The sequence below is a fragment of the Novosphingobium sp. HNCC26DJ243 genome (assembly GCF_057180545.1).
In genome coordinates, this window is record NZ_JBXUGN010000007.1 from 20,004 (window position 1) to 34,190 (window position 14,187).

11 protein-coding genes are annotated in these 14,187 nt (G+C 58.7%); 7 read left to right on the plus strand and 4 right to left on the minus strand.

The window, feature by feature from the left end; translation table 11 throughout:
* The first annotated feature begins 1 nt into the window (after position 1).
* Both AC2A04_RS16415 and AC2A04_RS16420 read left to right on the plus strand, forming a co-directional pair.
* A complete protein-coding gene (locus tag AC2A04_RS16415; RefSeq protein WP_484213444.1) occupies positions 2 to 1,072 on the plus strand; it encodes a hypothetical protein in 1,071 nt (356 codons plus the stop codon).
* 115 nt (positions 1,073 to 1,187) lie between these two features.
* Complete coding sequence (locus tag AC2A04_RS16420; protein WP_484213445.1) at positions 1,188 to 6,266, plus strand: hypothetical protein; 5,079 nt, start codon at positions 1,188 to 1,190, stop codon at positions 6,264 to 6,266.
* A gap of 516 nt (positions 6,267 to 6,782) precedes the next feature.
* On the opposite strand, the gene AC2A04_RS16425 is transcribed toward AC2A04_RS16420, so the two are convergent.
* Positions 6,783 to 8,567: a CshA/CshB family fibrillar adhesin-related protein gene (locus AC2A04_RS16425; RefSeq protein ID WP_484213446.1), complete on the minus strand. Its 1,785-nt coding sequence runs from the start codon at positions 8,565 to 8,567 to the stop codon at positions 6,783 to 6,785.
* A gap of 491 nt (positions 8,568 to 9,058) precedes the next feature.
* On the opposite strand from AC2A04_RS16425, the gene AC2A04_RS16430 reads away from it, so the two are divergent.
* Positions 9,059 to 9,265 (plus strand): hypothetical protein, encoded by a 207-nt coding sequence (locus AC2A04_RS16430; RefSeq protein WP_484213447.1) that lies wholly within the window; start codon positions 9,059 to 9,061, stop codon positions 9,263 to 9,265.
* A gap of 313 nt (positions 9,266 to 9,578) precedes the next feature.
* Here AC2A04_RS16430 and AC2A04_RS16435 read toward each other — a convergent pair whose 3' ends face one another.
* Complete coding sequence (locus AC2A04_RS16435; RefSeq protein ID WP_484213448.1) at positions 9,579 to 10,043, minus strand: hypothetical protein; 465 nt, start codon at positions 10,041 to 10,043, stop codon at positions 9,579 to 9,581.
* A 623-nt stretch (positions 10,044 to 10,666) separates the two neighbouring features.
* Between AC2A04_RS16435 and AC2A04_RS16440 the strand changes: the two genes are divergently transcribed.
* On the plus strand, positions 10,667 to 11,089 hold the full coding sequence (locus tag AC2A04_RS16440; RefSeq protein WP_484213449.1) for a Ros/MucR family transcriptional regulator: 423 nt from the start codon (positions 10,667 to 10,669) through the stop codon (positions 11,087 to 11,089).
* Positions 11,090 to 11,264: 175 nt separating this feature from the next.
* Positions 11,265 to 12,125, plus strand: a complete 861-nt coding sequence (locus AC2A04_RS16445) for a lytic transglycosylase domain-containing protein (protein WP_484213450.1) — start codon at positions 11,265 to 11,267, stop codon at positions 12,123 to 12,125.
* A gap of 81 nt (positions 12,126 to 12,206) precedes the next feature.
* Here AC2A04_RS16445 and AC2A04_RS16450 read toward each other — a convergent pair whose 3' ends face one another.
* Both AC2A04_RS16450 and AC2A04_RS16455 read right to left on the minus strand, forming a co-directional pair.
* Positions 12,207 to 12,719 carry a hypothetical protein gene (locus AC2A04_RS16450; RefSeq protein WP_484213451.1) on the minus strand — a complete coding sequence of 171 codons (513 nt, stop codon included), beginning with the start codon at positions 12,717 to 12,719 and terminating at the stop codon, positions 12,207 to 12,209.
* Between the two features lie 95 nt (positions 12,720 to 12,814).
* Positions 12,815 to 13,174 (minus strand): hypothetical protein, encoded by a 360-nt coding sequence (locus AC2A04_RS16455; protein ID WP_484213452.1) that lies wholly within the window; start codon positions 13,172 to 13,174, stop codon positions 12,815 to 12,817.
* A 335-nt stretch (positions 13,175 to 13,509) separates the two neighbouring features.
* Here AC2A04_RS16455 and AC2A04_RS16460 point away from each other — a divergent pair, with 335 nt between their 5' ends.
* Both AC2A04_RS16460 and traL read left to right on the plus strand, forming a co-directional pair.
* Entirely contained in the window at positions 13,510 to 13,818 is a 309-nt protein-coding gene (locus AC2A04_RS16460; RefSeq protein WP_484213453.1) for a hypothetical protein, read from the plus strand.
* Positions 13,819 to 13,889: 71 nt separating this feature from the next.
* Positions 13,890 to 14,174 carry a type IV conjugative transfer system protein TraL gene (gene traL / locus AC2A04_RS16465; protein ID WP_019053911.1) on the plus strand — a complete coding sequence of 95 codons (285 nt, stop codon included), beginning with the start codon at positions 13,890 to 13,892 and terminating at the stop codon, positions 14,172 to 14,174.
* Positions 14,175 to 14,187: the final 13 nt, after the last annotated feature.

The following is a 14,187-nucleotide window of genomic DNA, read 5'->3' on the forward strand; positions in this document are numbered from 1 at the left end:
TATGCCACGCAACCTGAAGCTGCTGGCTGCTACCGCAGCCGGAGCGATCGCTTTTGCCTCCAGCACAGCGCTCGCGGCAGCCGGATCTTCTGCGGGTACGGTGATCGTCAACACCGTCACGGTCAACTACAAGGTCGGCGGCGTGTCGCAAACGGCGCAGACGGCCTCGAACTCGGTCACGGTTGATCGGTCGATAAACCTCACGATTGCCTCGGATGCGACAACATCTGTATCGCCAGCACAGAGTGCGGCGGCGATCAAATATGTCCTGACCAACACGTCGAACGACACTGTCGATTTCCTGCTTACCGCGGCCCAGCAAAGCGGAGGCACTGCCGCGCACGGCGGAACTGACATCTTCGACACGACCAACGTGAAAATCTACGCCGACACCAACAGCGACGGCACGTTCAACGCAGGCGATCTTCAGATCACGTATCTCGACGAGGTCCTGCCTGATACCAACCGTACGGTGTTTGTCGTGTCTGATATTCCGATCGAACAGACCAACGGCCAGGTCGCAGGCATCATTCTAACAGCTCAGGCCGCAACCGGCGGCGCGAGCAACAGTGCGGGCACTGCATTCACCCAGAACACCGGCGCCAATACCTCGGGTATCGACACTGTCTTTGCTGACGTGGCAGGGAACGGTGGAGACGCATCACGCGATGGCAGGTATGCTGCCAAAGGCGACTATACGGTCGCCGCTCCGGTTTTGACGATCACCAAGATCAGCACGCTGGTCAACGATCCGATCAACGGGACTTCATCGCCCAAGGCTATTCCTGGCGCGACTCTGGAATACTGCATCGTGGTCGCGAATGCGGCAGGTGCTGCGACTGCTGGAACCCTGACAGTCACCGACGTCCTGCCCAGCACCGTCAGCTATGTTCCGAGCTACGGCATTTTTCTCAACGGAACCGCAAGCGGGACAGCGCCGAATTATACCTGCAACACTGACGGGTCCGCTGGTGGTACATTCACTGCCGGGTCAGCCACGGTGACTGGCACGCTCGCCGATCTTGCAGCAGGCGCGACCGAAACCCTGCGCTTCCGCGCCACGATCAACTGAGGACAGGTCTTGATCAGCAGGGAGGCGGCAACGCATCCTGCTGTCGGCCGCCGGGACCTTGCGAACCAGGATGCTTCGACACCCCAGTTTCAAAGCGGCCTGGACCGCTCTTGTCATGGCTGTGTCCTCCGTCCTGACCCCGACGGCTGACGCGCAGTCGATTGCAAATACAGCGCAGGCGACATGGAGCGACGGCAAGGGCCATTTCGCTACAACATCCAATGCAGTCGTATTCGACGTCACGCATCACCCAATCACGATCAGCATGTTCGTGCCGGGCGGGGACGGTGCCAGTCGGATCACTTACAATCCTTCAACTTGCGGCCTTTCGCCTGCAGGCAAGAGCGTCACCACCAAATCGGTGGGCACATTGAGTGCAAATGTCATTCAGACCGAAGCGCTCCATGCCGGAGATACCGTCTACTTCCGTGTCCTTGCCCCGGGCGCCAATCGCAACCCAAATGCGCTCGATACGCTACTGGCGGACATAACGACCAGCGGTGGTGACACTGAAGCCATCGTGGTCCGTGAGACCGGGGTCGATACTGGTGCCTTTATTGGAGCGATGCCGACACGCTCATTGCGCCCGACGCCTGCAGATCATGATTGCTTCTTGTCAATTTCGAGCGGTGAGAAGGTGACCATTGCCATCCGCTCCGAAGGCATGTTGACACCAATGGTCACCGGCGCGCTTGAAGTGCTTGCTGATCCGTTTGGATTTGTCTTCGACAGCGAAGATGGAACCGCGGTAGACGGCGCTCGGGTCACGATGGTTGATGCCGCCAGCGGCCGGCCGGCAAAGGTATTCGCGCCGGACGGCGTCACGGTCTGGCCATCGACTGTAACTACAGGTGGAACAGTCGAGGACGGCGCAGGCGCAGTTTACCAACTCTCGCCCGGTGAGTACCGCTTCCCATTTGCTCCGCCGGGCAGCTATCGTCTTGTTGTCGAGGCGCCACAGCCATATGCCTCGCCCTCGACGGCGACGTCGGGGCATCTGCTCGGGATGACCAAACCTGACGGGGACGCACTCCAGATTACCGATGCCTCGTATGGCAAGGCCTTCACGCTGACCGGCGCGAGCGCGTTGCAGATAGACGTACCGCTGGACAGGCCGGGAGTCGCGGTCGGCCTGGTCAAGTCTGCCTCGCGCGACCGGGCTCAACCTGGCGACGTGGTGTTCTACGAGGTCATTGCGACCAATCAAAATGCCGGCCATGCAAAGCTTGGAGTGACGGTCATCGATCGGCCTCCTGCGTCGCTCCGGCTGCGCGTGGATTCTCTTCGCGTTGATGGTGTTGTGCCGGCCCCGGGTACGGTTGCACTCGCCGCCGACGGTCATACGATCACCGTGCAGCTGGGCAAGATTGCTCCTGGCGGCAAGCGGTCTGTTACCTATGCTATGACGGTTTTGCCCTCTGCAGTTGCAGGACAGGCCGTGAATAAGGCCCAAGTCACCGATCAGCGCGGCTTGAGCAGCTTTGCCAGTGCAGTGGTAGCCATCGATCCTGATACCATCGCCGGACGGATGACCTTGATCGGCCGGGTCACTGCAGGAGGCTGCACCGTGGCTGGTCCGCATTCGGGAATTCCCGGCGTCCGCGTCATGCTTGAAGACGGCAGCTTCGCCGTAACCGATACCGATGGTCGCTATCACTTCGATGGGCTCGTCCCTGGCAATCACGTCGCCGCCGTCATTGCGCAGACTCTTCCCGACGGTGGCCGGTTAACCGACTGCTCACGTTCGACACGGACCGCCGGCAGTGCGACATCACGCTTTGTGACCGGGCAGGGTGGTAGCCTGGCCGTTGCAGATTTTTTCGCCGAATTGCCCGAGGCGGCAATGTCCGAATTGGCCGAGCACATTGCCCATCGTCGCCTTGACGATGCTCGGCAGATGCCTTCCGACATGCCGCCACCTGTTGCAGCCAAGCCCGGCGAGGCGCCCACCGCCGACCAGCTTGACGATAACGCGCGCGCAGATCGCAAGTCGGCCGGTGCCGATATCGACTGGCTCACGCTTGGTGACGGCCCCCCTGCGTTTCTGTTTCCGGGACCCGATCACAACCCGCGGGCCCCAGCGGTCCGCGTGGTGATCCGGCATGCACCTGCGCAGAAAGTACGCCTTTCAATAGATGGCCATCCCGTACCGGCCGTCGCGTTTGACTCGATGAAGAAATCGGCAAACGGCGCGTGGGTGGTCAGCATGTGGCGTGGCATTCCGATCGAAGGCGAGGTTGGCCACCTCGTTGCAGAGATCGTCAATCCGGACGGAGTGGTCACCGAACGCCTGACCCGCGATGTGCATTTTTCCTCGGTTGCCGTTGACGCGTCGTTGGTCGCTGAACGGACCAAGCTTGTCGCCGACGGCCGCACCAAGCCGGTCATCGCGGTGCGGATGCTGGACCGCGACGGTCGCCCGGTTCATGCCGGGGTGTCAGGCGAACTTCAACTCAGCGCGCCCTATGAAAGCGCCGAAACACTTGATGCCTTGCAGGCGCGTGCACTGACCGGATTTGGTCAGAGAACGCCGCGCTGGACTGTCAAGGGCGATGACGGTGTTGCCTTGATCGAACTGGCCCCAACGATGGTCAGTGGTGCGCTCCAGCTCACCTTCAATTTCGCCGATGGCCGTCAGCGCCGCCAGCGCACGCTGGACGCATGGGTCGTCCCGGGGGATCAGGAATGGACCCTCGTCGGCCTGGCCGAAGGTTCGGTCGGCGCCAAGACAATCGCTGACGCCATGGAACGCAGTGGCCATTTTGACAGCGATCTCGGCAACGACGCACGGGTGGCGGTTTATGCCAAAGGCCGTGTCCTCGGCTCGACCCTGCTCACGCTTGCCTATGACAGCGGCAAGCAGCGCGATGACCAGCGCCTGCTGGGCATGATTGATCCACGTGCCTATTATACAGTTTTCGCAGACGGCTCGAGCCGCCGCTTCGACGCAGCAAGCCGGGAAAAGCTCTATCTGCGGGTCGAAAGCCGCGCCTTCTACGCCTTGTTTGGCGATTTTCAGGCCGGCTTCAACGATACCCTTCTTACCCGCTACCAGCGTGTGGCAACCGGCATCAAGGCCGAAGGGCAGGTCGGCACATGGCACGCCGAAGGCTTTGCCGCCCGGATTGCATCTGCACATCAACGCGACGAAATCCAGGGTGCGGGCATTACTGGTCCCTATCAGCTCGCGAGCCGCAGCATCATCGCCAACAGCGAGATCGTGGTTCTGGAAACGCGTGATCGACTTCGGCCAGAGGTTATTCTCAACAGCCAGACACTGACCCGGTTTGTCGACTACAACATCGATCTTCTGGCGGGAACCATCACCTTCAAAGCGCCGGTCTTGAGCAGGGATTTCGCGCAAAACCCCAATTTCATCATCATCGACTATGAAATCGACCAGAATTCCGCCGGAGGGCCGATCAATGCTGGCGTGCGCGTGGACCGCACTCTTGCAAATGGAAAGCTTCGTATCGGCGCGACTGCGCTGACCGATACCGGGAACGGTGTGCGGACCACGATGGCCGGATTAGATCTGAAAGGCCGCATCGACGCCTCGACCGAAATCCGGACAGAACTGGCCGCAAGCCGCCGGAGCGGAGCCATGCGCAAGGCCTGGCTCGTTGAAATCGAACGTCATGATGGTCGGGCCGATCTGCTTGCCTATGCACGCTCCGTGGAGTCCGGATATGGCGTCGGCCAGACCAACGGGGTCGAGCAGGGCCGCCGCAAGATCGGCGTCGACGGTCGCTACCGGTTAACCGAAGATCTCTCGGTAGGGGCGACCGTCTGGAAAGACGAGAGCCTGTCAGATACCTCACATCGCGAAGCCGGACAGGTCGTGGCCGAGTATCGTCAGGGTCAGGATACCTTCCGCGGTGGGTTCTCGACCATGCGCGACCGCCTTGCCGATGGCACCGTCGCTATGTCCACCACCCTGGACGGGGCGGTCAGCCGCAAGCTGCTCGACGACAGACTGGAAGTTCAGGGCAGCGCCAGTATCGGACTGGGGGAGACGCAATCTGTCGACCAGCCTTCGCGTTATGCGCTGTCGCTGCGCTACTCGCTGACGTCGGACGTCAAGCTGGTAGGCAGTTATGAAATCGCCAAAGGCGCGAGGACCGACACCCGAATGGCCCGCGCTGGCCTTGAAGTTTCGCCATGGCGCGGCGCACGGATCGTGTCTGCACTCGGCAAGCAGGACATTGCAGAACTGGGAAGCCGAAGCTTCGCGGCATTCGGAATGGCGCAGTCGCTGGAGGTTACGCGCCACCTGTCCGTTGACGCAACGCTCGACAGCAACAAGGCGATTGGCGGAATCAGTCGGGAAGCCGTTCTCAATCTTCAGCATCCTGCGTCCAGCGGAGGATTCCTCGGCCAGAACGGGACAATCACGGAAGATTTCACCGCCGTCACCTTCGGAGCAAGCTGGCGCGCGCACCTCTGGACCGTGAGCACGCGTAGCGAGTGGCGCGACGGGGAGTTCGCCAACCGCCGGGGTGTCACCTTCGGTGCAATCCGGCAACTGGGCAATGGCTCGGCGTTTGGCTCAGGTATCACCTGGACCCAGTCAAACGGGTCCTTTGGAACGTCGTCACAGGTGCTCGACGGGGCCGTGGCTGTTGCACACCGGCCGGCAGACGGACCTGTCGCATTGCTTTCAAAGCTCGAGTTTCGCCGGGATCGCGTCAAGAGTGCCTTGAATGGCCTCGCAGGTGCTGCCGGCTCGTCCGCGCTTGATGTCGATGGCGACGCCAGTTCCGACCGGGTGATCGGCAGCGTATCGCTAAACCTGTCACCAAGGACCCGAAATGACGAAGGCTACGCGCAGCGTAGTGAAATCGGCGTTTTTGGCGCGGTTCGCTACACGTTTGACAGTTATCAGGGCTACGATTTGGCTGCCACCGCGCTGCTGGGCGGACTTGACGCTCATATTGGAATTGGTTCGCGCCTGGAGATCGGTGGCAGCGCCACGATCCGCACGATGCTCGGCGACGGAGTAACGCAGTTTGCGCTAGCTCCGACGATCGGGATCGTGCCAGCGCGCGACGTTCTCGCAATTGTCGGATTCAATTTCACAGGCTTTCGAGACCGGGATTTTTCTGCCTCACGCAACACCCAGCAAGGCGTCTTTGTCGCTCTCAAGGCCAAATTTGACACTTCCACCCTTGGATTTCTCGGCCTGGGGTCCTGACCGGCAATGCTGTGCGCCGCGCAAGTGGGCATTGATGCAGCCCTGACCTTGCCGACGTCCTGAGGCAACACTGGCAAAGAGGCGAGGGCAGACCAATCTTCAGCCCGGACGCCTTGTCTCCTGCAACCAGACCTTGACCGCCGGAATAACCCGCCGCCATGGCAGTCGCGCACCAAGGTGCATGACTGCAACGAAGGCCAGATCCGCGCGAGCATCGCAACCCACGCTGATCGCTGGCCCCGCGTTCACGCCACACCCCGGCTGCCGCAAGGGAGAGCGTCAAGCACGCCGGTGCGACTTAGTGCGTCCTCTTTGCCGCCAGCGCCCACTCCCACGAGAGTGAGCAGCCTCATGCCATGCTCGATGCCGGCGGCATTTTCCAGCCTAAGACTGTGTCGGCTTCTGAAGGCCGGCGGCAATCTACGGGACGGACCGCAAACCTTGCTTGCGAGGACCACGGGATTTGCGTGATCACCGACGATCCAGCTCTGCTACTTGCCAGTCTCGATGCCAGGGCTAATTAACCTTTGCGGTAATGCTGAGGCTGAAGCTTGGAGGGTTTCCAGACGAGGCGGCCATGGTTCCCTTGGGATTGAGGCAGACGAACCGAACATCGGGATCGTAGTCGAGCACCGGCGTATAGGTGCAGGCTGCGAACGAGGCGGGCGCACTGCTTGCGTTGGAGAAGCGAAGATCGGTGGCTGCCGTGAATGTCAGCCCGCTCGCAGGCGAGCCATTTAAGAAGGTCGGCGAAGCAGCATTACCAACCCAGACCCGTGACGGCAGGGCATCGATCAGCCATACCGACCCTGATGAAACCGTGCGGCTGCCCGTGTTTGCGACAGTGAAGGTGTACCTAACCAGCCCGCCTGGCAGGAACTTGGGATTGGTAGTTCCATTGACCGGATCCGACAGGGGAGTTGCCGTCTTGTCGATTGTCAGTCGGGCGTTTGCCGCCAAAGGAGTGTTCGTGATCGTGCATCGGATCACATCGCCCATTGTCGGCGTGACGGTGGCGGTCGCGGGATCGCTTGGCAAGGAGGTCGAAGAGCTGGTGTTGGCATTTGCACAGCTCAGGGACGCTGTGTACTCATTCAGACTTGTGGTTCCCGAGCCTATCTCTGCCAGTGCATAAGACTTGCCCGCAGTGACCTGCACCAGTTGCGTACTGCCGTTCGAGATTGTCGCACTCGCCCCTGCGGTCGTCGTCGTTGCAACCGTCGTCGCACCGTCATTGATGGTCATGATGAACTGATCGTTGGTATAACGCCGGTTCCCTCCCAGCGCCTTTGTAAGCTGCAGATGGGGAAAGGCGGTCTCGACAAAGTTGCATGCAACTGTGTCACCGTATTGCAGTGAGCCAAATTTAAAGGATGTTGTAGTGACGCCATTGGGCATAGGCGTGGAAGACGAGGAGGCATTGCTGCACGTAAGCTTTGTCTGATATTGCCCTAGCGCACTCGCGCTTCCACTTGCCATTGACTGTATGAGGGTCACCGGCACTGCCGAGGTACTGGCAAGCGAGGCCGCGGCGAAGGGGCCCAGCCCGGAACCGGTCGACGTTCCGCTCGAGAGCGGCGAGCCGCCCGCAGTGGCATTGATCGAAAACGTGAACTGGTCGGACGCATCGATACGTGCGCCGACAATCTGGGTGTTGAGCTGGATTGTCGCGAAGCGTACGGCAAACATCGCCCCCTGAAGACCTCCGCCGACCAGGGTGGTCGTCACCGTTGTCGGTGTGCTTGATCCGACAATATAGGCACCAACCGTACCGTTGGCACCGGATTCGGTGAATGTCTGCGTTCCCAGCCCTGTTGTTGGTGGATAGACAGAACCGGTTATCGGTCCTGCCTGATCCAACAAGGTCCAAGGCGTCCCATTGGTTTGGAACGACAGGCTTTCACCACCATTGGACGATTCGCCGTCACCGGCAACAAACATGTATTGTGTCACTGCCTGCACACCGGCAGGCGGCGTGACACTGATGCCGGAGAAGGTGACTGTCGTGGTACCGGCAGCCGTCTGGTAGACAATTGGACGTCCCGCAACCCCGAGGAAGGCGGTATTGCCGACGGCCGATCCACTCCATGATGGTGACGAAGCGGCATTTATGGCTGCACCGGTTACTTTCATGCGGAAAGCAAGGGTCGAACCGTCCTGCAAAACGAGGCTGAATGCCTGGCCGCTCGTAGAACGCGCCTGGGTGTCGTTGTACGTGGAAAAATCGATCCAGCAGTAAGTGCCGTAATCGGCAGGCCCAGTTGAGCCCTGCGCTGAGGCCACGTAGCAGTTGGCTGCCAAGGCTGGCGCAGCCCATATGCTCGCTGCAAAAGCTGCAGCACTTGCAGCAGCACGAAAGCACGCGCGCGTTATTCGCCGATCCACGGTTCCCTGCTTGGTTAAATGGTTTGTCATTCGAGGGCCATTTTTATCGATGATTCCCTATCGGGGGATTAAGCACTCGGCAATGCCCGTTGCCCCTCCTTTTATGGGGTCATGCCCATGGCAAGGGATGGGTCCGTAACGGAACGGCAGTGTTCCAGAACCAGCGAATACCTCGCCACGATGGTGTCCCTCTCCATAACGCGAAATACCGATTTCCCACGATCGACCCAAACAGCGCACCGGATTTGTTCGCGCCAACTCGAAAAATTTACAATTATTTACAAACTTGTCAGTCGCCTGAATCGACTATTCATTTCACCTGAAGACAGGATTGGCTAGTAGCCAACAGCCAAATTGGACCCTCGGCAAATCGGACCTTCGGCAAACTGTGCATTCGGGGTTGACCTATGAAATCTTCACTTGAAATCATTGCATTTTCAGGCGGATGCGAACTGAAAGGCATACTGGGCCTGATCGAAGTCGCCAGAGATGCACTCGATCGGCACCAGCTGTTCCTGGCTGCAGCGCATCTGGATGCGGCTTTTGTCGCGATTTCGGAGGGGCATGGGGATTTCCCCGATGACGCGGTCGGTCGATCGGCAGCCCGGCATTGAGGCAGCAAAGGCTCTGGGCTTGCAAAACGGGCTGTCGGGCCGGTCGATAACGATTGATCACGCGACAGGTTGAAATCCGAGTGTCTCGGGATGTGGGAAGGGTCAATGCTTGCTCGATGTGGTGAGCATTGCGACCGACGGACGGGGTACGATTTTACTGGCGCGGTCAAACCAGGGCTTTGCACCCACGGATGTCGCAATCGTCAAAACGAAGGTGCCTGCGAGCGCTCAATGCGCTGCAAGTCGCCTGCCCACGACCCGTACTGGAGCCGAACATGCCGAAAATTCTAAGGAGTTTGCCAGCCAAATCCGGCTAGGTGTTCACGGCGGCAACGCTAGCCATGTTTTCGAACAGATTCAGCACGGCGATCTCGACAATGCTTTGTCCTTTGGGGGAAAGGCTGAGCCAGTACCGGCGACGGTCTCTGACATCGGGAAGTCGCTCCAACATATCGTGTTCCTGGAGCAAGGTCAGCCATCGCAAAGCCGTAGCAATGGGAATGCCGGATACATGCCCGGCATCGGATATACTCAACGGCTTGCCTTCGCCTTGTGCAATATAAAGTTCAACGAGAATGCGCCAACCAGGATTGCACGAGGGGAGGAATGCCACCTGCTGCTCGCGGTCGACAAGATTCGCCCGGATTGCCTTAGCCGCCGCCAATGCATTTTTCTTTTGGCGCCATGGTCTGTCTTGAAAGTCATCCGAACTCGGCTCGAGCAAATTGCTGAGAATGCGGCTTACAGTGGCGAGCTGCATTCTCAGAATCTGATCCATGCCCCGACACCACTCGCCCGCTATGGTATACCTGCAAGCTAGGTTAACCATAATTCTGCCACTTGTCATTGTGATTAATCACTTTGTTAACAGCGATGCACGAATCTAATTGCATCTGTTACGAATTGCCGTTGCCGGAACTTGCGTTCGGCCTGTAAGAATTTGCAAGCGCGAGGAAAATAGGCGTGCTTCCCATCTTGCGTTTGCCTGAGGCGGCTCCTGATTGGCAATGCGGTTCAATTCCCTCAGGCTCCGACCACCTTGCCAGATTGACCGTCAAGCCCGCCCGGCGCAAAATGTTCGGCAAAAGCCAGCTTGGGGCAGAAAAGAGGCCAGAGCCAGCAGGTACAAGCAAGGGCACGTGCCCTCGACTGCCGCTGAGGTCGACCGCGAGATGGACACGCCGCCTGTTGTCGAGCGTGCCTACTTTGAACACCCCGGTTGCGCTGCCGCATTTGCGTCGGATTACCGCTAACAAATAAAGTATTGTCCGAACGCAATGACCATTTGGCGCGCGCCCTGCCAATCCCAAATGTCATTCGGCCATATTCAATCAACGTCTGGACTTTGAGCCCAAAGATCAGCATCCTGCGATTGCGATGAAATTAAGCGGAGAAATGGATATGGCTGTCAAGCAAGAGGCAAAGACCGACGCGCTAATCATGTTCACTGCGGATATCGTTTCGGCGCACGTGAGCAACAACAATGTCGCGGTTGGCGACCTTCCGACCCTCATCGCGAATGTGTACCGGGCACTTGCCGGCGTCGAGGGCAATGCATCTGCAGAAGAAATGGTGCTGGAACCGGCCGTTCCCATCCGATCGTCGGTGAAGAAGGACTACATCGTTTGCCTGGAAGATGGCACGAAGCTCAGAATGCTTAAACGGCATCTTGCGACAAGTTACAATATGACGCCCGAACAATATCGGGCTCGCTGGAATCTTCCTGCAGACTATCCCATGGTTGCCCCGGCCTATGCCGAAAAGCGCAGGGAGATCGCCAAAGCTATCGGACTTGGTCGCAAGAAGGCCACGGTTCAGCAATAAGCCCAGGCACTCCGGTCCCTGATCTCGAGGCTCGCTTTTGTTTCGATGAACTACATCCTTGCGTAGTCTCGTCGCTGAGGCCCCGACCCTTCGCAATTGACTCAACCTGCAGTTTTTGCTTGGTGCGGTATTGCGCGTCCCCGGTCTTGTCAGCCCGCCCGATCGGGGGGCTTGCGTGACTTTTTGCAAATATTGGATTGTGATGCATCTGGCGTGGGTGTCAGTATCGCCCGCCGATGCGCGCGAGGTGACGCTTTTGCGGTTTGACCAAGTGGCCGGGCCGAACATTACCGGGACAATCTTGGAGAGTCCGCTGGAAACAGCGCTTCGCCTCCATCTGCAATCGCTTGGCCAATCATTTGCATCTGCGGGAGCCGAAACGATCAGGGCCTCGGCAGTGCGCGTGCGTGAGCGAGGTTTTGAACGACGCCTGCATGATGAACGCCTTGCCACCGACCGGTTTCGCCAATCCGGTTGTTCGACATATGGCTATACCCCTGCGGGGTGGCTACCGCCCGCCGTCGAAACCCGTCGCTCAGCGTACTTCGCCACAGTAGCGGCCATCGCCTGTGAAGCGGGCGTACCAGTGCTCTTGCTTGATGCAATGATTGCGCAGGAATCCGGCTACAACGCACAAGCGGTCAGTAGCGCCGGGGCGAAGGGCATGATGCAAATCATGCCGGAGACAGGGCGCCTTCTTGGTTTGAGGCTGCCGTTTGATGCAAAGGCCAACATGCGAGCAGGGGCACGGTATCTTCGCCAGCAGATTGAGCGCTTCGGGCGGATCGATCTTGCGCTGGCGGCCTATAACGCCGGACCGGAACGAAGATCGTTGGCTGCGGGATTGCTTCCCGCGATCCCGGAGACAATCACCTATGTTCGTACCATTACCAGAAATTGGGCGCGGCTTACGCGCCAGACCACTGTGAGCTCGACTTTTCAAGCATTGGCGCAGACGGCAAGTCGCCGCGGAGGATACGGCTGGACGCCCTCGCGAGAGAATGCTCCGCAGCCGGACCGACGCAGCCTCCCCTGAAACGATCGGCCGAGCGAGATCTGGTCACCGCTGATGTCAAAGTGGGTCCGCTCCTGCCGGGCACCTTAGCTATGGTACGAGTTACCGTTGCAGGTTGTGGTCAAATTGCAGCACGCGCGTCTGATGTACGACAAGAAGGTCATACGTGTGTCGAGCGGCCTGGTGGACGACAGCCGGCCGAATCTCGATCTCGATTGACCCACGCTGGGCTGTCTTGGCTTCAAAAAAGAAACCCTTCAGGTTTTCAGCAGCAAGAAACACCGCCTGGTCGAAATATGCGGCGTGATCATTAAGCAGAGCCACACTGATCTTTGCGCGGACGTGATCTATTCCCATTTCCTGAAAGATCTGATCTCGCAAGCTGTCGGAGAGCGGGCTGCCCTGCTTGAGAATCTTGTGCATTCGCGTGCGTGGCATGTTGATACGGTCGGCCAGATGGGCACAGAAGGTCCCTTGCCGGGCTAGCTCTGTATTGATCAACAGCTTGTACTGTTCCTGTTCGCATGCCGCGGGCTTGGAACAGGCAAAGGCAAACAAGGGCTCGCTTCGAGAAAGCAGCTTTGGTGCAAATACCGTGTCAGGCGTCAAGTTCATGTGAGGCATTTTCCATCCCTCCCATGACAAAAGTTCTATGGGATGCCATAGACTGTCAAGAGGCTAAAGTAGTCGCATGCCGGTAACTCATGCCTCTAGATCAGGTTTTCCCGCGTCGCGATAAAGACCGTTAGCGGAACCATTATCTTATCCGCGCCCTGCTTTCCTGAAAATTTTTTTACCTGTTCACGAAGTGAATCATACTGCGCTGCCCATGCCGGTCTTATTTCGAGCCAAACCGCGACATCACCATCAACGGAGTATTCGCTGAAGAACGTCTCCACATCCTCTCGCGAAACGTCTTTACTTCCAATGCCTTCACAGGCTGCCTGGACTGTCGTCCGGATTGTCTGGAAACGCCCGGTTCGTTTGGAATATGCGCACATAGCGTCGGCCAGCAGGTTGAAACACTGCTGGCTCAAGCACACTCGAATATTGCGGATACCGGGGGTCACCTGCGCTACCTCCAAGGTCGCGATTTGCAGCCATTATGGAATCAGTTTCCCGGTTTGGCGACCCTGCTGATGGACCTGCGAATCACGCAAGTGTTTCCGGCCGGAGCAACAGAAAAGTCCCTTTCGACAAAGATGTTTCCAAAATTGGAAAACACGAATTTGCAAAAAGGAAATCCATTTCCGGGCTCGATATTTTCTCGACCTGAGAAATCGGGAATGTGGGAAATAGTATGCTTTGAATAATGCAGGCCCGAGCAGGATCATTGATGGCCCCGGCTTTCCCATGTTCATTTCCGATGCCGTGAATGTCTCGGCATCCAGAAAAGGACTTGAGGATGGTAATCAAAAAGACTGGGCCGTTTCTGCTCCAAAGTGCGGCCGTGATTGCTTTGGCTACGCTCTTCGGAAGTGAAATGGCCCTCGCAGGGACCGATGCAACTTTCGCTACGGCGCTCACCAAGTTTACAGGCTTCCTGCAGGGATCAGGTGGCAAGATCATCACCGTGCTGAGCCTGGCCAGCGGCATTGTCGGACTTGCATCGGGCCGGTTCAGCCTCGCGCAGGTCGCCATCCCCGTCGGGGTCGGCGTCGGCGCTGGCACGGGCGTGCCCATCGTCACCGCAGCGGTCACCGCGACGATCTGACCTTCAACCCCGTTCCGTCCGGACAATGCATCCGTACATCCGGTCGGACATCACAGAGGGTGGTGCCGCTCATGAATCGCTACACGGTTCCCGCGCACCTCGATGATCCGGAGCTGATCGGGTTTTGGACACTCGATGAGTTCCTCGCAATGATCATCCCGTTCGCGTGGGGCATCCTGTCTCAACATATTTTCATCGGTCTGATTTCAAGCGTGCTGGCCTGGTGGGGATTGCGCAAGTTGAAGGCGGGACGAGCCGTCTCGTGGATCATCCATTCAGCCTACTGGTACCTGCCCGGTGCCTTCATGGGGCTGAGAGCGACGCCGCCCTCCCATCTTCGCCTGATGGCGGGTTGAGGACGGCACAGTC

What these genes read in the sequence shown, in the direction of transcription:
- AC2A04_RS16450 (WP_484213451.1), bottom strand. Translation starts at nt 12,719, where the DNA reads ATGAACTTGACGCCTGACACGGTATTTGCACCAAAGCTGCTTTCTCGA.
- AC2A04_RS16460 (WP_484213453.1), top strand. Translation starts at nt 13,510, where the DNA reads ATGGTAATCAAAAAGACTGGGCCGTTTCTGCTCCAAAGTGCGGCCGTG.
- AC2A04_RS16430 (WP_484213447.1), top strand. Translation starts at nt 9,059, where the DNA reads ATGAAATCTTCACTTGAAATCATTGCATTTTCAGGCGGATGCGAACTG.
- AC2A04_RS16435 (WP_484213448.1), bottom strand. Translation starts at nt 10,043, where the DNA reads ATGGATCAGATTCTGAGAATGCAGCTCGCCACTGTAAGCCGCATTCTC.
- traL (WP_019053911.1), top strand. Translation starts at nt 13,890, where the DNA reads ATGAATCGCTACACGGTTCCCGCGCACCTCGATGATCCGGAGCTGATC.
- AC2A04_RS16420 (WP_484213445.1), top strand. Translation starts at nt 1,188, where the DNA reads ATGGCTGTGTCCTCCGTCCTGACCCCGACGGCTGACGCGCAGTCGATT.
- AC2A04_RS16440 (WP_484213449.1), top strand. Translation starts at nt 10,667, where the DNA reads ATGGCTGTCAAGCAAGAGGCAAAGACCGACGCGCTAATCATGTTCACT.
- AC2A04_RS16415 (WP_484213444.1), top strand. Translation starts at nt 2, where the DNA reads ATGCCACGCAACCTGAAGCTGCTGGCTGCTACCGCAGCCGGAGCGATC.